19 protein-coding genes are annotated in these 17,358 nt (G+C 42.0%); 9 read left to right on the top strand and 10 right to left on the bottom strand.

From position 1 onward, the window contains the following. The first annotated feature begins 51 nt into the window (after positions 1–51). Complete coding sequence (locus FQ084_RS00725; RefSeq protein WP_149488737.1) at positions 52–492, top strand: hypothetical protein; 441 nt, start codon at positions 52–54, stop codon at positions 490–492. Positions 493–621: 129 nt separating this feature from the next. Next, positions 622–1,050, top strand: coding sequence for a cell division protein ZapA (locus tag FQ084_RS00720; RefSeq protein ID WP_149488736.1), 429 nt, complete (start codon positions 622–624; stop codon positions 1,048–1,050). A gap of 128 nt (positions 1,051–1,178) precedes the next feature. Here FQ084_RS00720 and FQ084_RS00715 read toward each other — a convergent pair whose 3' ends face one another. From FQ084_RS00715 to FQ084_RS00700, 4 genes are all read right to left on the bottom strand, one after another. After that, entirely contained in the window at positions 1,179–1,505 is a 327-nt protein-coding gene (locus FQ084_RS00715) for a hypothetical protein (protein WP_262880606.1), read from the bottom strand. 138 nt (positions 1,506–1,643) lie between these two features. After that, the gene (glyS, locus tag FQ084_RS00710; protein ID WP_149488735.1) at positions 1,644–3,737 is read right to left on the bottom strand and encodes a glycine--tRNA ligase subunit beta; all 2,094 of its coding nucleotides are present in this window, start codon (positions 3,735–3,737) and stop codon (positions 1,644–1,646) included. A gap of 9 nt (positions 3,738–3,746) precedes the next feature. Then, on the bottom strand, positions 3,747–4,736 hold the full coding sequence (gene glyQ, locus FQ084_RS00705) for a glycine--tRNA ligase subunit alpha (RefSeq protein ID WP_149489548.1): 990 nt from the start codon (positions 4,734–4,736) through the stop codon (positions 3,747–3,749). Positions 4,737–5,201: 465 nt separating this feature from the next. Further along, a complete protein-coding gene (locus FQ084_RS00700; RefSeq protein WP_149488734.1) occupies positions 5,202–5,414 on the bottom strand; it encodes a PspC domain-containing protein in 213 nt (70 codons plus the stop codon). A gap of 541 nt (positions 5,415–5,955) precedes the next feature. On the opposite strand from FQ084_RS00700, the gene nadR reads away from it, so the two are divergent. The 3 genes from nadR (at position 5,956) to FQ084_RS00685 (ending at position 8,524) form a co-directional block, all read left to right on the top strand. After that, on the top strand, positions 5,956–6,996 hold the full coding sequence (gene nadR / locus FQ084_RS00695; RefSeq protein WP_149488733.1) for a multifunctional transcriptional regulator/nicotinamide-nucleotide adenylyltransferase/ribosylnicotinamide kinase NadR: 1,041 nt from the start codon (positions 5,956–5,958) through the stop codon (positions 6,994–6,996). Positions 6,997–7,116: 120 nt separating this feature from the next. Continuing rightward, on the top strand, positions 7,117–7,875 hold the full coding sequence (gene pnuC / locus FQ084_RS00690; RefSeq protein ID WP_149489547.1) for a nicotinamide riboside transporter PnuC: 759 nt from the start codon (positions 7,117–7,119) through the stop codon (positions 7,873–7,875). A 202-nt stretch (positions 7,876–8,077) separates the two neighbouring features. After that, complete coding sequence (locus tag FQ084_RS00685) at positions 8,078–8,524, top strand: DUF962 domain-containing protein (RefSeq protein WP_149488732.1); 447 nt, start codon at positions 8,078–8,080, stop codon at positions 8,522–8,524. A 171-nt stretch (positions 8,525–8,695) separates the two neighbouring features. On the opposite strand, the gene FQ084_RS00680 is transcribed toward FQ084_RS00685, so the two are convergent. From FQ084_RS00680 to FQ084_RS00670, 3 genes are all read right to left on the bottom strand, one after another. Then, positions 8,696–9,307, bottom strand: coding sequence for a nitroreductase family protein (locus FQ084_RS00680; RefSeq protein WP_149488731.1), 612 nt, complete (start codon positions 9,305–9,307; stop codon positions 8,696–8,698). A gap of 73 nt (positions 9,308–9,380) precedes the next feature. Continuing rightward, positions 9,381–10,319 (bottom strand): pirin family protein, encoded by a 939-nt coding sequence (locus tag FQ084_RS00675; RefSeq protein WP_149488730.1) that lies wholly within the window; start codon positions 10,317–10,319, stop codon positions 9,381–9,383. A 65-nt stretch (positions 10,320–10,384) separates the two neighbouring features. Beyond that, a complete protein-coding gene (locus tag FQ084_RS00670) occupies positions 10,385–11,098 on the bottom strand; it encodes a pirin family protein (RefSeq protein ID WP_149488729.1) in 714 nt (237 codons plus the stop codon). A gap of 281 nt (positions 11,099–11,379) precedes the next feature. Between FQ084_RS00670 and FQ084_RS00665 the strand changes: the two genes are divergently transcribed. Further along, a complete protein-coding gene (locus tag FQ084_RS00665) occupies positions 11,380–11,730 on the top strand; it encodes a GNAT family N-acetyltransferase (RefSeq protein WP_149488728.1) in 351 nt (116 codons plus the stop codon). 239 nt (positions 11,731–11,969) lie between these two features. On the opposite strand, the gene FQ084_RS00660 is transcribed toward FQ084_RS00665, so the two are convergent. Then, entirely contained in the window at positions 11,970–12,692 is a 723-nt protein-coding gene (locus tag FQ084_RS00660) for a YoaK family protein (RefSeq protein ID WP_149488727.1), read from the bottom strand. A gap of 79 nt (positions 12,693–12,771) precedes the next feature. Next, on the bottom strand, positions 12,772–13,158 hold the full coding sequence (locus FQ084_RS00655; protein ID WP_149488726.1) for a DoxX family protein: 387 nt from the start codon (positions 13,156–13,158) through the stop codon (positions 12,772–12,774). A 135-nt stretch (positions 13,159–13,293) separates the two neighbouring features. On the opposite strand from FQ084_RS00655, the gene FQ084_RS00650 reads away from it, so the two are divergent. The 3 genes from FQ084_RS00650 to FQ084_RS00640 all read left to right on the top strand — a co-directional run bounded on the left by FQ084_RS00650 (position 13,294) and on the right by FQ084_RS00640 (position 16,294). After that, positions 13,294–14,199, top strand: coding sequence for a LysR family transcriptional regulator (locus FQ084_RS00650; RefSeq protein WP_149488725.1), 906 nt, complete (start codon positions 13,294–13,296; stop codon positions 14,197–14,199). Positions 14,200–14,351: 152 nt separating this feature from the next. Continuing rightward, entirely contained in the window at positions 14,352–15,491 is a 1,140-nt protein-coding gene (locus FQ084_RS00645) for a hypothetical protein (RefSeq protein WP_223144832.1), read from the top strand. Then, positions 15,491–16,294 (top strand): SDR family NAD(P)-dependent oxidoreductase, encoded by an 804-nt coding sequence (locus tag FQ084_RS00640; RefSeq protein ID WP_149488724.1) that lies wholly within the window; start codon positions 15,491–15,493, stop codon positions 16,292–16,294. The genes FQ084_RS00645 and FQ084_RS00640 overlap by 1 nt, the downstream gene beginning before the upstream one ends. Before the next feature lie 204 nt (positions 16,295–16,498). On the opposite strand, the gene FQ084_RS00635 is transcribed toward FQ084_RS00640, so the two are convergent. Beyond that, positions 16,499–17,290 carry a glucose 1-dehydrogenase gene (locus FQ084_RS00635; RefSeq protein ID WP_149488723.1) on the bottom strand — a complete coding sequence of 264 codons (792 nt, stop codon included), beginning with the start codon at positions 17,288–17,290 and terminating at the stop codon, positions 16,499–16,501. Positions 17,291–17,358 lie beyond the last annotated feature (68 nt).

The raw sequence follows: 17,358 nt of genomic DNA, 5'->3' as shown, positions 1-17,358 counted from the left end.
CGCAGAGAACAAAATTCATTCACGCTTACTTGTTAAGGATAAAAACTGACTATGTATGATCAACTTAGAATATTAGAAAAAATGGTACTTGATATCAAAAAACAGTATCAGCTTGTCAGTGCTGAACTTAGCAGCCTCAAACAACAACCAGCGACTGACCCAAAAGAACTTGCCACGCTAAAAACCAAACTCGATACCAGTTATACAGAGCGTGACGGTGCTAAAAAACAATTGAGCGATCTTGATAAGCGTTATCAAAACCTTGCTGAAGCGCATCATATGATAGGCGAAGAACAAGATAATTTGCAAAAACAGATTCGCCAACTACAACAAAAAAACAATGAGTTACAGCAGCAAAATAATGAATTAAAGCAGCAGTACAGCGATATTAAGCAACAAAATAACGACTTGAGAAAGAAAAACGAGCTGGCCGCTGAGCGTACACAAGTGGTATTAAAGCGCTTAACCCGTATTGATCAAGCAGAAGGTTAAGCACGGATTGCAATGAATCACGCTTAACTTGCTTATTTTTTCTGATTAAGCCTCTAAGTTTATCACCACCATATTTATAGTGGCGATATTCAACAACTCACTTTAATGACATATATTGTAGGATTTATCATGACCGATGACCGCGCCAACCCTGTAGACAATCAATCACAAAAAGCAATGCCAAATAATTCAAACACTCATAGTAGCAATGCAGAAAATAGTAACGCTGCAAGACCTATCGCTAAAGCTGAAAACGCCCCTGCACCACAAATTAAAAAGGTCGATATTGCGATTGCTGGCGTGACCTACCCTATCTACTGCCCAGTACACGAGCAAGAAGAGCTGCTCTCGGCAGTTTCTTATATCAACGACTTTGCTCTAAAGTTAAGAAAAGATGCACCAAATCTTAGCCAAGAAAACTTACTGGTATTATCCTGCTTAAATTTATATGAAAAAATTCAAACTCATGAAAGAAACGAAGAAGATCGCCTACAGAAAAACAAACAGTCTGAAGTCTTGCTAAATAAAATTATGAAAGATGCCCACTCTATTTTATAAGCTTGTACCGATATTAAGTTAATATTGATCTATTGAAAAGATAAGCGCTTAACTCATTGAAGCTAAGCGCTTTTTTTAATGTAAATAACACATTATCGACTGATGTTTTACGACTTATAGTTTACAAGTTAGGCATCTGCTTGATAAGTCTTACCGCCATGAAAATCCGCTTGATGCTCATAGTTGCAAAAGAATAATTCTTTATGACCTTTCATATCACTACCGCTGTCACTTACCGCTAAACCTGCTGCTGAAATTTCTTCCACAGAAACGGGCTTAGTTTCGAGTACACCGCGGTATTCAGCCAAACTGTTTCCGCAAAAATCGCACTGACGCGGTGTGGTCACATCACCTTTTTTTGGCATCATACTTTTAGGTGCACGCGGGTACATAAACTTATAAAAGGCCCACATGACAGCCCAGATAATGAGAATTACAATGATAACGGCCAACACGGCAGTGCTCCTTCAAGTATGGATTAAGACATTATAAACTTAACGCTTTAGAATAAGCGCATAAAAAACTGGCCACATGAAGCCAGTTTTTTATGTCGTTAATAAGTCAATAGTATAGATGCTCAGATGGTCATAAAACTATAACTGCAGCTCACTAATATCAGCAACCGTTAAGAATAAACCACGAACTTGCTTAAGCAATGCTAAACGATTGTTTTTTAACGCCGCATCTTCACTGTTGACCATCACATCAGCAAAGAATTGCGTCAATGGCGCATCTAAACTGACCAGCGTTTGCAATACTTGTGTATAGTCAGCTGTTTCCAGCAGTGGCGTTACAGCCGTTTGTGCTTGCTTAATAGCCTGATATAACTCTTGCTCAGCTGGTTCGGATAATAACGTTTCATCGACCTTGTCAGCGACACTCACTTCTGACTTGGCTAAGATATTGGCAACACGTTTGTTCGAATCAGCCAACTTCTCGGCTTGTGGCAACTCACTAAATGCTTGTACTGCGCGGATACGCTGATCAAAATCGAGCGGCATATGCGGATTAATCGCTTGCACTGCCTGAATGGTATCAACGCTGACGCCTTGCTCGGTGTACATCGCTCGATAACGTGAATTTAAAAATGCCATCACTTGGGTAAAGGTATCACCCATCTTGGTAATTTTGCTACCGTCAGCAGTGCTATAACCTTTAATTGCTTGCTCAACGAGAGCCACTAGATTAATTGGCAGCTGCTTTTCAATGAGAATACGCAGGATACCAATCGCTGAACGACGTAAGCTGAATGGGTCTTTTGAACCCGTTGGTGCTTGGTCAATGGCAAAAATACCCACTAGAGTATCCAAGCGATCCGCCAATGCTAAGCAAATGCCAACGGGTGTTTTTGGTAATACATCGCCGCTGAACTTAGGCAGATACTGCTCTTCCAAACTTGCTGCGACTGCTTCTGGCTCATCATTCAAGCGCGCATAATAAGTACCGGCGATACCTTGCAATTCAGGATATTCCCCAACCAACGAGCTTGCCAAATCTGCTTTGGATAAAATCGCGGCACGTACCGTGTCATCAACATTAATATCGCGACCTTGCTCCTGCATTAATGTTGCTATAAAAGCAGCAAGCTTGGCAATTCGCTCAGATTTTTCCCAAATCGTACCCAGCTTATCTTGGAAGACACGAGTTTTTAGGCTTTCAGTCAAGGCAAATAATGGCTGCTTTTGGTCTTGTAAGAAGAAAAACTCTGCATCAGCCAAACGCGGACGCACAACTTTCTCATTACCTTCGATAATTTGATTAGGATCTTTTGACTCAATATTGGTGATAAAAATAAAATAAGGCTGCAGTTTGCCTGCTTTGTCGGTCAAACAAAAATACTTTTGATCCGCTTGCATGGTAGAGATAAGCGCTTCTTGTGGCACTTGCAAAAAGCGCGGCTCAAAGCTTGCTCGTAGCGCAATCGGGAAATCAACCAACGCCGTTACTTCATCTAACAAACTTTGCGGCACGATAGGATCAGCATTGACTTCATCGGCTAGCGCCTTAACTTGGTTTTTGATGAGCATTTGACGCTTATCAAAATCAGCCACGACTTTTAAACCATCGAGCAGTTGCTCATAATCATTGGCGTGCGCAATAGTATGATAATCAGGGCTGTGGAAGCGATGGCCACGCGTCTGATTACCAGTCTGATGACCTTGGATGGTCGCATCAATAACAGCACCATCTTGCATCAAGACTGCCCACTGCACCGGCCGCACGAACTCATTGCGGCTTGCGCCTGAGCGCATACGCTTAGCAATCGGTAGATTATCAAGCGCGGTCTGAAAAATAGTTGGCAGCAGCTCAGTGGTCGCTTGACCCTGTATCGTTTGCACATAACCGACATAATCACCTTTATCGGTGTTAATAGTGGTCAGCTCACTGGCTTCAATACCTAGACCTTTAGCAAAGCCCATCGCAGCACGGGTAGGATTACCATCGGCATCAAACGCCGCCTTAATCGCAGGACCACGTTTTTCTTCTGTACGATCCGGCTGCTTATCGCTAATGCCGTCAATCTGAATAGCTAGACGACGCGGCGCCGCAAAGGCTTTGATGCTGTCAAAAGTGATATCTGCTTCATTCAACTGCTCAATGACACTTGCTTGTAGCGCGTCACGTAGAGGCTTTAAGCTTTTTGGAGGTAGCTCTTCACACCCCAGTTCAAATAGAATAGTACTCATGGGATGCTCCTATTTATTGTCATCAGTAGATTGGCTGTTACCAGTAGTTTGATTGCTTTCTTTACTCTCAACCGTTTGTTCTTTGGGCAAATACTTATCGAGCGCCGCTTGACGATGCGCCTCATCTGCTAATGGAAAGCCTAGCTTGGCACGCGCTTCGACATAACCAATCGCAACTTTACGCGCCAGTGTACGTACGCGTAGAATAAAGCGCTGACGTTCTGTCACCGAAATCGCACCGCGCGCATCAAGTAAGTTAAAGGCATGCGAGGCTTTTAGCACCATCTCATAGGCTGGTAATGGCAAACCTTCGGCAACTAATTTATCCGCTTGTTGCTCATAAAAATCAAACATCTGACCCATCATCGGCACATCGGCGTGCTCAAAGTTATAGGTAGACTGCTCAACTTCATTTTGATGGAAGACATCGCCATAGGTAACACGGCCAAACTCACCATCTGCCCAGACCAAATCATAAACGCTATCGACGCCTTGCACATACATCGCTAAACGCTCAAGACCGTACGTAATCTCGCCTGTCACTGGGAAACACTCAATACCGCCTACTTGCTGGAAGTAGGTAAACTGCGTCACTTCCATACCATTGAGCCAAATCTCCCAACCAAGTCCCCACGCACCCAGCGTTGGCGACTCCCAGTTATCTTCAACAAAACGTATATCGTGCACCAACGGATCAATACCAATGGCTCTTAATGAATCCAAATATAGCTCTTGGATATTAGGTGGATTGGGCTTGAGCACCACTTGGAACTGATAATAATGTTGCAAACGGTTTGGGTTATCACCGTAGCGACCATCGGTTGGACGACGTGATGGCTGTACATAAGCCGCATTCCAACGCTCAGGACCTAATGAGCGCAAGAATGTCGCCGTGTGAAAAGTACCCGCACCGACCTCCATATCATAAGGCTGCAAAATAACGCAGCCCTTGTCGGCCCAATAATTTTGTAAGGTTAGAATTAAATCTTGAAACGTCATAGGTTGAGGGTCTTTGTCTTCTATCATCGGGGTTGTCACTTGTGATGTCATAGTGTGGATTGTCATAGTTTGGGGCATCGTAATAAAGCCACTGTGGAATTAGTATTATGGAATAAAATATTGATAGCGCTCGTGCAGCCTATTCGGCAACGACTCTATTTGCCTGCTCACCTTACTAAAAATTGACTATTTTATCTATATTTACCGCAATTAAATTTATCTCAAGAGCTTAAATAGTTAGTTATAAGCGTTGTTTATCCTTAAACTGTCCGAATAGGACTGATTAAACGTCCAGATAAAAAAATACCCAAATGCAGAGCATCTGGGCAGGAGGAAAGGTATGTCTTTGGTATCCTGATGATTCAGGCTTTTTGTTTTTTAGTGGGCTGTTATTTTTTTATTGGCCTTATTTTTTAAACCTTGTTTTCTATTATTACTTTACGTACTTTGGACTTTAGAACAATTTTACTGATACGACTGACCACTTGCTTTTGGCATGATTATCCATAAGATAATATAAATTAAAATACCAGGTACTGCTGCGCTCATTGTGGATATAACAACGAACAACAATCTAACCCACGTAGGAGACCAACCGACATATTCGGCAATTCCCCCCATCACACCTGCTATCATGCGATGATTCTGTGAGCGATGTAATTTTGCTAACTTAGCCAAATCAAATACCTCTCTTAATATTAATTATATTTATTGATATCTATTATTTATCGTTATTTTTAAATATTGTTTTTCAAAACTATTCTTAAATTCATATTAGTCTTTTCAACTTACGAATCAGTATAGCAACTATTGACATGTCATCTGTTGAGGATGTAGACGTGCTTTGTGAATTTATGCTACTTAAGCTTACCCTAATCTCTCGTAAACTGTCGTAAACCCCTGATTTTAAATAATTATTTCAAAATGTTTCATAATTAGCTTTGTTACGCCTACCTTACAACCCTTGTTACAAGTTTGGTAATGGTCAATTAATAGCAGCTCAATAGTCCCTATAAATTTGTTGTTATCAAAAACGAAATATCAAATAATTACCAGAAAATGAATGATTTGTTTATGGTTTTATTTATAAGACACCTGCTATGACAACGCCAATTTACAATAACCTACCTGTAAATCTGTTTAAACCTTTATACCATGCTGATAAACAACTAAAAAAACGACTGTCGATTAATTATTTTTAGAGTAGATAAGGATAGCTATGTACGACTCAGGCTTAATGATTGGGCATTTTGAACCATTACATTTAGGACAGATGCGCAGCATATTAGACGCAGCAGGACAAGCAAAAACTCTGCATATCGTGATTATGGTGCATCCAGCACCGCACCCAGACTTTAAAATCACTTTACAAGATAAGGCACGTTGGCTACAGATGGCGTGTGCTGATTTGCCGTTCGTGCATATTCATACGACTGATGAGATTGAGTTACCACTGCATGAGAGCTTTGCTGACGTCGCAATAGATTTGGCTGCTAGCAATGCCAAATTACACCGCTTGATTGACGCGTTAGCGCTGCCAGCAGAGACGGTATTGTTCGTCGCAGAAAATCATCCGTTGGCGCAGACGAACGTTTGTGAGCAGCTAATCATGCCAGTGCTTACCACTCCACTACAGTCTGAGTTTGACTCTTATGCCATTGCACGCAATCCAGTCGCACATTGGTCAGCGCTGCATCCACAGGTGCGTGGCGACTATACCAAAACCGTTGCCATTGTTGGCGGTGAAAGCTCAGGGAAAACCACCTTAGTGCACAAGCTTGCTAATTATTATGGTGCCAGCTTTGCGCTAGAGATGGGACGATTGTATGTCGGTACAGATTTGGGCGGTAGCGAGATTGGACTACAGTACAGTGATTACGGCCCCATTGCGCTCAATCATGCCCAAGCTATCCGTGATGCCGCTGCAGTGGCAACAGCGCCCGTCACGATTATTGATACTGATTTTGTGACCACTCAGGCTTTCTGTGAGGAATATGAAGGTCGTAGCCATCCTTTTGTGGCCGCTTGTATCGATGAGTTTCGCTTAAACCATACGATTATGCTCGACAACAATACGCCATGGATTGATGATGGTATGCGCTCATTGGGTACGCTTGAAGCGCGTGGACGCTTTGAGCAGCGCTTAGTAGATATTTTCACTCGCCATAACATTAAGCCGCACATGATTGATAAGCCCGATTATGATGAGCGCTATAAGCAGGCTTTAGTTCTTATCAATCACTATATTTATGGTAAATAACTGGCTCAAAAAAGAACGAAAGCAAAAATGACGGTGACAAATAGTAGTGATGGCAAAAACAGGCTATTAAACAATAAGAAAAACCCATTATCGTTTTTATACTTTAAGGAAAAAGGCTTTATGCGTATTCAGCTCTTAGACAACATTACCGGAAAATGGGCTATGCAATGGATTGTCACTTGGTTTATTTGCGGCGTTATTGCTCTATCGGCAGGATTTTGGCTAACCACAGAACATACGACCCTTGATTGGTTTTACTTAGCCGTGTCATTTATCGGTTTGATCTGCGTGGTGTCGTTATCGTTTCGCAAAAACATTATGGGTAATGGCTTTGGTATGGCCGCGACCGCAGGGGAATTTGTCGTACAAGCCACCTCTGGTGCTGTGGGTTTGATGCTGGCGCCACTTTTTAACTTTTTCAGTCATCTTTATGGAATTTTTTATTGGTCAAAGCACACCGATGCGGATGGCGATATGGTGCCCAAATCTGCCAGTCGATGGATTTGGCTACTGACCATTGCCTTTATGGTCATCGGTTTGGCGCTATTTCCCACCGTAAATGATTTACTCGCCAGCTATGGTTATGCGGTCGTTGAAGATGACAATAGTAAGTTCCTAGGGCTGATCTCCTTCTTTTGGATTAACGTCATTGCCTTTGTACTTTCTATCACGGCGCAGGCAGCGATGATTTTGCGTTATTCATTTAATTGGTGGTTATGGATTTTATCCAACTTCGTCTGGCTGACCGTTAACTTAATGTCGGGCAATTATATCTTTGCTATCCAAACCATGGTCTATCAGGTGAACTCATTTGTCGGATTGTATGAATGGTATCGCAGCGAGCAAAATTCTGTAGAACTGTCCAAATTAACGCGCTAATCAATAGACTTGGTCCTCTATAAAACACTGAAAAACACTCACATGAGGGTAAAAAATAAGCGAGTTTGACTGTGCGGTTTACCAGATAAAATGGCAGATTGTGTCAATTAGTGCTACAACTGATATTAATCAGTAGGTTTATGCATTTATCTACTTGCTGTTATTGCTTAAACGTTATTCATTTACTAACAGGGAGGTTAGTATGTCTCGTACACGTCAAAATCGAATGTCAAAACGCACACTTGAACAATGGCTGAGTGAGTATTCAGTCAGTCACCAAAACCTAGTCAATAAAAAAATCCATTGGTTATGTGTCCCGACGATTTTTGTCAGTATATTAGGCATGGGCATGTCGCTATCAGTCTGGTTTACTTTGGTGCTTAGCGCCTTAGTTCTACTCTTTTATATGCGTCTATCTACGCCACTATTTATGGCAATGGGAATTTTTATTCTTATTTGTTTGTCAGTAATGACGTTATTACCATGGGGCTTTAAGATTTGGGCGGCTATCTTTGTGCTCGCTTGGATTGGACAGTTTATCGGTCATAAGATTGAAGGTAAAAAGCCTTCTTTCTTTGAGGATTTACAGTTCTTATTAATTGGTCCAGCATGGGTGGCTAATAGCTTAATGGGTCGTAAAAAGAAATAGTATGAGCGATTTAATATAGACTATTATTACCCTTAATTATATTCAAGCAGACAAAAAAGCGCCACCCAACGGATAGTCGGATGGCGCTTTTTTGATTCTACTTATTTTTAGCTTTAGGTATCAAACACGTTCGTTATCAAGCACACGTTTGATCAGCTAATATAACACACGCTATTTGCCAAATACTTGCATACGATCTTCGACGGGCTTGAACGCTTTATCGCCTGCGGGCTGCTTAATCGCACCAAAGACCATTTGCGCATTCAATTCCCAATGCTCATCGATATTCCATTCTTCAGCGACTTTTTTATCAATGATTGGATTGTAATGCTGTAAGCTGGCACCGACATTAATGCTGGCTAATGCTGTCCAGATTGCATACTGGTGCATGGCATTGGTTTGATGCGCCCAAATTGGGAACTTGTCCGCATATAAAGGTGCAGCTGCCTGCATGTCTCTTACGACGCTATGATCTTCAAAGAACATAATGGTACCAGCGCCTGCTTTAAAGCCATCCATCTTTTGCTTGGTCGCAGCAAATTGCTCTTCATTATCAACCATATCACGTAATGTATCTTCGGTAATTTGCCACAGCTTGTTGTGGTCATCGCCAAATAAAACAACGATACGCGTCGATTGTGAATTAAACGATGATGGTGTGTGCAAAACCGCATGCTCAACCAGCTTAATGATTTCATCGTTTGATACTGGCAACTCATTGCTCAATGCATAGATAGAACGACGCTTTTCAGCCAATTGCTGTAAATCTTTTAGGTTTGACATTATTTTCTCCAGTGATTATTTATGAGTTTAAGTGATTAAGAACTAAGTTATAAAGCTAAATGGTAACCAACCTTCAACCTTTAAAACCTTGCGGTAATTCAGGCGCTGGTAAACGTTGCATATCAGAGTCAACATTACCAAAACGCTCATGGCCGTTATTCCAGTCGATGATGGATTGCTCAATCTCTGCTTTATTGTCCGCGACAAAGTTCCACCACAGTAGCACTTGGTTGTTTAATGGCTCACCGCCGATAAACATCACACGCGTGCCTTTTTTGGCAACTAACTTGATACTTTTATTATTGGCAACATCGCTGTCATGGAAGCGAAACAACTGATCTTGCTCACAAATTTTGCCTTCAGACTCGATCTGCCCTTCTGTCACCAAGATACCGTATTCAAAACCGGGCTCTAAATTAAGCGTGACTTCACCGTCCTCTAAGAAATAGACATCGATACCGACCATTTTTGAGTACTGAATAGTCGGTGCTTCATAACGCTTGCCTGACACGCTGTTATAGCTGCCCGTCGTTAGAATCATCTCGACGTTATCTTCCGTCCACGTTGGCAGCTCTGGATAATGATGGAAGTTACGTTCAATTTGTTGATCGGTCGGTAGCGCAATCCACAGCTGTACCATGCTTAGACCACGAGCGGCATCTGCTGAACCGCCCGTATCTGGAAAGACGCTTTGCTCCGTATGACTGATCCCTTGGGTTAGACCCGTGCCCGCTGTCATGACGTTGAGTTGATTTTTGCTGATAACTTGCTTATTACCCAAACTGTCTTTATGCAGTACTTCGCCGTTTAGCATCCAGCTAAAGGTTTGCAGATTGGTGTGCGGATGACGACCGACTTGCATACCGGTTTCATCTTCGCCAAATTCAGCAGGACCGGCGTGATCTAAAAAGCACCAAGCGCCTATTGGCTGTTTGCCTTTATTCGGCAACAGACGGGCAATGGGAATGCCGCCCACATCTGCTAAGCGCGGTTCTAGGGTTTCGATAGTCATGATTCACCTCTTATTATGTGATACGGGATATAATGTGACGTATAGATAAAGCTCATTGTTTAGCATTAAAAACTCATAGGAACTTCCATTAGCAATACTTTAGCATCATCGATCACGTCCATCGTAAAGCTCTTAGTATCCCAAACACCAAGACCATCGCGAGTATCTAAAGTATTGCCGTTGACAACCACTTTACCGCTAATGACAAAGATATAAACACCGTTATTAGGGTTTTTGAGCTCATAAGTTTGGGTGATACCTTTATCAAAATCACTCATGCTAAACCAAGCGTCCTGATGAATCCATACCCCTGCATCATCGCTATTGGGCGACAAGACTTGATTGAACTCATTTGGCTTTAGGATGTCATCCATACGAACTTGCTGATAACGAGGCTCAACGTTCATTTTATTTGGGATGACCCAAATCTGTAGGAACTTCACCGCTTCTTTGTCATCGCCGTTCATTTCACTGTGGGTAATACCAGTGCCCGCTGACATGACTTGAATCTCGCCCGTCTCGATAATACCATTATTACCAATATTATCGCCGTGACCGAGCTTACCTGATAATGGGATGCTGATAATTTCCATATCGCGGTGCGAATGCTTACCGAAGCCTTGACCGCCAATAACGAAGTCATCGTTGATGACCCGTAGCGCGCCAAAACCCATACGTTCTGGATTGTGGTAATTGGCAAAACTGAAGGTATGCTTGCTTTTTAACCAGCCATGGTTGGCATCGCCACGAGAATCTGCTGCATGATAGATCGTTTTCATTATTTATCCTTAGTTATTAGTAAGTTAAACGTTTTTAGAATTTATGATTCATTAACTCGTTTAAACAATGGATTTATTATAATTATTGTCTACTAATAGATAAACAATGATAATCGCAATTAACTATTCTTATTTTTAGAACAATATCGCCATAAAGATAGCGTAATATATGGATAACAGAACTAGTAGCATAAACTGATACTATCGCTCATGTAATGATAGTGAATGTAAATTGGGTCTAGAAGATGTTAATCATACTTACGATATAAGGAAATTTAACCATGTCAGCTACGGCAAAGTCAGATAAAAAAAATAGAGAACCATTAGATTATAAAGTTATCGATAATACCGATAAAAAGCGTTTTGAGATTCATATCGATGGTAAGATTGCTTTGGAAGATTATGAGTTTTTTACCACCAGTCAAGATGAAAAAGGTATTGAATACAAACATACCGAAGTGCCAGAAGAGTTAGGTGGTCGAGGTATTGCAGGTTATCTGGTCAAATATATCTTAGATGATGCGGCTGCAAAAAACTTGCGCGTGAAACCGACTTGTCCTTATGTAAAATCTTATATCGACAAGCATCCAGAGTACCAAGACAACTCAGTATTTCATAACGCTAAGCCTTAAATAGCGTCAGTTCGAAATAAAATTATTACGTTAAATTATTACGTTAATAGCGACGCGAGACTGGTATAAATTTTCCTTGCTTGCTGTTATGACAGAGACTACGAAAAATTCACCCAAGTCGCGCTATATTGATTTTAAATTAACACCAATATACATAAATATAAGCGTTTAACTAAAAACGCCATATCCGTAAAGATATGGCGTTTTTAGTTATTAGCATTTTCTATTGGTAGTGTTCTCTAAGCAATATGCTCTAAAAACTCTTTATCGCGTGCCATTATTGACAGATACAGCACAGGCAGTACAAACAAACCGACTGACCAAAAACTCAGCTGCATATATAACAGTGCACCCACTAATGCCCCTACTAAAAAACTAAAGACCAATACTGAACTGTGTGCCAGTTTTTTGCCATTTTCGGTTGTCCGATTAACCAAGTAATCGGTCAGATTGATACCCAGTTGTGTGGTATTACCCGTCATCAGCACGGTAGGGCTCATGTGTTTAATCACCGTTTTACTAGCAGTATTACGAATCGCTAGCGCAATTAGACCGAGTCCACCCGTTATCGCCACGCTTATATCACCGGCATCGACGAAAGGCTGATAGTAAAGACCAGCTATCATAAAGGAGGTTAAAAAAACGGCTTCCGCTAACAATAAATGGCTCAGTGTTAGCTGCTTATTTTTACTATGATCAATAAATAGCTTGGTGACCATGACTGTCAAAATAAACAACGGCAAGGCGGCAAGCTTAATCCATAGACCGTCCTCACCTTTGACCAAGCCACTACCCGCCATCACCAAGTTACCCGTGACATGTGCAGTAAAGAAACCAAACAAGGTGATAAAACCGATGGTATCAATCGCGCCACCGACGACCGTTAATAGCATTGGCGTTTGATGACGTTGCCAAAAACTTGGCAAATCATCATTGGATGCGCTGTGATTGTTATTTATCATAATAAGGAGCTGTCATAAGTATTAGTGAGCATCAATGTACGCTTAACCATCGTTTTCTCAGTTTTAATTATAGGCAAAATTACCTGTGCGTATTATTATCTATTGAATAAGCGCCTGCGCCATGAGCAAAAATCATCAAGAAACCACCCGCCATCGCGATATTTTTCATAAATGGGTTCATTTGTGATTCATCAATCCAGAACTGGTGGAAAAGTAGCGCTGAAACCACGCTAAAGCCAGCCATCAAAATAGCGACAAAGCGCGCTTTAAAACCTAATAAAATAGCGATACCACCAAGTAACTCCACCCCAATGACCAAAGGCAATAGCATACCAGGTACGCCCATCGATTCCATATAACCTTGAGTGGCAGCATACCCTGTCATTTTAGTAAAGCCTGAAAAAATAAAAATCATTGATAGAAATAGGCGACCAATCGGAGCACTAAGCTGTTGTAATTTGTCCATCGTTACTCTCCAAGAATGTGTTTAAATACGTTTTAATCATAGAATGGCGCCAGTATAATTGTTGAATGTAAAAGGATAAACACCAATAATTACAAATGACAGTTCTTATTTATAGAACAGTCGGGAGAATCTTAAATGGGACAGTTAGAGGATATGGCAATGTTTGTGCGCATTGTCGAAGCTGGTAGTATCACCAAAGCCGCCGAGCAATTAAATATTGCTAAGTCAGCCGTCAGCCGCCGCCTCAAAGAGTTGGAAACACGGTTAGGCAGTCAGTTAATTAGCCGTACAACTCGCCAGTCTCACTTGACGCAAGCAGGTGAGCAGTACTATCAACAAGTAAGCAACATCTTAAGTGAAGTTGATGCGCTCAATGAGCAGACCAGCGGCGCGCCTACACGCATCGAAGGCACATTAAAGATGACCGCACCACTATCATTTGGACTCATGCACCTGAACGAGGTCATTGACGAGTACGCCAACCAGCATCCTAACCTGAACTTTGAATTAGACTTTTCTGATCGACACGTTGACTTGATTGAAGAAGGATATGAGTTGGCAATTCGTATTAGGGAGCTACAAGACTCCAGTTATCAAGCAAAGCGTCTGGCACTGATTCGTTATGCCCTCTGCGCCAGCCCTGAATATTTAGAAAAGATGGGTACGCCTGAGACACTAGAAGAGCTACAAGAACATGAGTTTTTGCAGTATGGTCTTAGTAAAACCAGCAATCTCGAGCTAACTGATGCGCAAGGCAAAAAGCATAACCATACAATAAATGCAAAAATCAAAGCGACTAACGGTGAGTTTTTAGTGGATTTGGCAGTAAAAGGCCACGGTATCGTTTTTATCCCAACTTTTATCGCTTATCAAAGATTGGCCAAAGGTGAGCTGGTGCCTATTCTTAAGCAATATCAATTACCCACACTCCATGCCTATGCCGTTTACCCAAAGAACCGTTTTTTATCACAGCGCTGCCGCTATCTAATTGACTTTATTGCAGAGCGTTTTGGCGATGACCCTTATTGGGATGAATTCTGATACGTTCTAATAGAACTATTTAATATACCTTAGGAACCTACTTGATGAAACTTGGTAAACCTAGCAGTATTCTAAATACTGCTATCAAGACCAAAATAATGTTGCTACTATAATCTGCAGAAATCTATCCATTGGTCATAAGGAGATGCATTATGGATTTATCATCGTTAGGTATAAAAGCCATCCATGAGTTCGATCAGGTTCGCCAAAGTCCATTACCACAAGAGCGCCTAAAAGTAGCTCGCACGCAAGCAAGTGCATTTCGAGAGCGCTTTATGGATGAGCCGCCTGTACAGTTTTATCAGAGCGCCGATATGGTCAGAGTGCCCTATCCAACTTGGTATGCTTATAGCGGCGTCTATACGCAAAGCACTTATAAATTCCCCTATCTTCATATCCTAAACCGCATTTTTATCATTCAATATCATGATTTTTTAGGCGAATTAAAAACCTTGCTATTTTCCCCTTCTGATATCGAAGCGGATCGTGAAACGCCCTTCTTTAAACGCTTAACGGAAAAGATGCCTAACTGGTCGCCGCTTGAAAGCGTGGTTGCTCCCATCATTCGTGATGTCGCAGGCGCACTAGCCGAAGTCGGTTTAGCCCCAGAAGATGTTGATTACATCAGCTACGACCACCTGCATACCCAAGATATACGCCGCTGGCTAGGCACTAAAGATAAAGCTGCCTACTTCCCTAATGCCAAGATTTTGATTCATAAACAAGAATGGCAAAGTACTGGGGCCTTATTGCCCGTTCAAGCAGATTGGTATTGTCCTAACGGTATCGAAGGCGTCGATCCTGATAAAGTGATTCAGTTTACAGGCAGCATTCAGTTAGGCGAAGGCTTAGCACTGGTGCATACCCCAGGTCATACCGAAGGCAATCATTCGCTAGTCGCACGCGTGCCAGATGGTATAAGAGTCACCTCAGAAAATGGCGTTGGTGCAGACGCTTATGCGCCAATGAATTCAAAAGTGAATGCCATCCGCCGCTATGCCAAACAGACAGGCATGGAAGTTATCCTAAACGGCAACACGCTAGAAGGCAGTAACGACCAATATATCTCGATGGTCGTCGAAAAAACCATTGCTGGCCCCTCTCAAAACCCTGATTTTCCTAACTGCGCCTCAAGCAGCGAAGCGACCCCTTACTGGTTGATTCCCGGCCATAAAGTCAGTCATTTAATCGGTGAGGCAAAATTTGGCAGCTTGCAGAAAAAATCAGCAAAAAGTCACTCAGCGCGAGCAGACGTCACGAAAAATAGTGCATTGCAGAAGGAAAGTGCCTAATGAGTTATTTTGCAAATAAGACGGTTTATGTCACTGGCGCGGCCTCTGGCATCGGGTTTGAGACAGCTAAACAACTTATGACTCAAGGAGCAAATTTAGTATTGTTTGACGTGCAACCGCTCGATGAAGCCTTAGCTACTTTACAAGCAATGAATAAATCCAATACCTCAATTACCACTTATCAGCTGGATGTGACCGATGCCGCTGAGACCACTAAGCAAATGGCGACTGCGGCTGACATTCTTTCGCCAGATATCTTAATGCATTTCGTAGGGATTACAGGACCTTGGACCTTTGACGATATGAGTCAAGAGCAGTTTGAGCGAGTGATGAATATCAACCTGTTTGGCACTCGCAACGTACTGGCGGCTGTGCGTCCGTTTTTATCGCGTGGCGATCAAGTCATGGTGACTGCTTCTATGTCATCATTCACAGGCAGTTATGGCTACAGCTCTTATAGTGCGTCGAAGTTTGCCATTTGGGGTATGATGCAGTCGATAAACTATGAATGGAAGCCCCTAGGCATTGATATCACTGTTTTTGCACCGCCTCCGATAGATACGCCGCTTACCCGCTCTGAAGTGGGTGTCATGTCGCAAGCTGGCGTTGGCATGAAAAAGTTAGCAGGCGAGCTTAAAATAGAAAACGCAGTTAAATCTATGCTCAAAGGGGTAGAAAACCGAAAGTTCTTAGTCGTACCTGGCGTAATGGCAAACTTCATTAGATTACAACAGCGTATTTTCCCCGTTAGTTGGGTCAATTGGGTAGGCAGCAAAACGGTGGCTTTTTCGCTTAGAAAATAGCGGTTGTAGAACATATCTTTTTCAGAAAATAATGCCTGCTAAAAAAACGGCTTGTTTGTATTGAACTTTTAGAGACATGTACCCTCAGCCATTAGCTTAAGAATAACCTGTATAAAAAAGCGTCACCCAACTTAATGTCTGGTGACGCTTTTTTATACAGGTGTACTATCAATTTCTACCAAGAGAATCATCTAAATGCTTGCATTAATCCAAGGTTTGCACACCGCCGCCATTCACAAATATGGTTTGACCACTGACCCAAGTCGATATCGGTGCAGCAAAATATAACATAGCACCGGCGATGTCATCGGCTTCACCTAAGCGTTTAATAGGTGTATTTGCGAGCATTTTCTTCTCAATCTCTGGCGTCAACACACTCTCTAACGCCGCAGTGCGCGTAGCACCAGGGCCAACGGCATTAATACGTACTTCAGGTCCAAAGTCATGCGCCAAATTTGCCACCATATGATTGACAGCGGCTTTTGATCCTGCATAGCCGCTCATATTCGGGCTTTTATTGATACTCGACATGGAAGTGGTAAATACAATGGAGCCATAACCTGATTCTTTCATGTATGGTACGCACAGCTGACACAAGCGCCAGCCACTAAAAACGTTTAATTCAAAGTCACGGCGAATGTCATCAACCGATATTTTGGTAGGATTTTCACGACCACCGCCACCACCACCGGCATTATTAATTAAAATGTTAACAGTGCCAAATTCAGCGACAACCTTATCTACCATTGCGACCAAATCATCATCTTTTAAAATATTGCATTCAACCGCTAAAGCTTTTACACCATACGCCTCTATATCTTTGACCGCCGCTTTGGCATCTTCTAGTTTTAAATCAGCAATCGCAATATTAGCGCCAGCTTGTGCAAGACGCAGTGCAGTTGCTTTGCCGATACCGTTTGCGCCGCCAGTCACAATCGCTATTTTGCCAGACAAATCAAACAATTCCTCAAATGCTTTGTGTTGAAAATTTTGCATACTTATTCCTTATAATCGTTATTTATATAATTTTTTATATGGTAGTTAAGAGGTTGGTTATTACTTAT

Origin of the sequence: Psychrobacter sp. ANT_WB68, from assembly GCF_008369115.1 — a bacterium.
GTDB lineage: Bacteria > Pseudomonadota > Gammaproteobacteria > Pseudomonadales > Moraxellaceae > Psychrobacter.
Note: the sequence above shows the minus strand (reverse complement) of the source record. Positions and strands in the feature narration are given on the sequence as shown.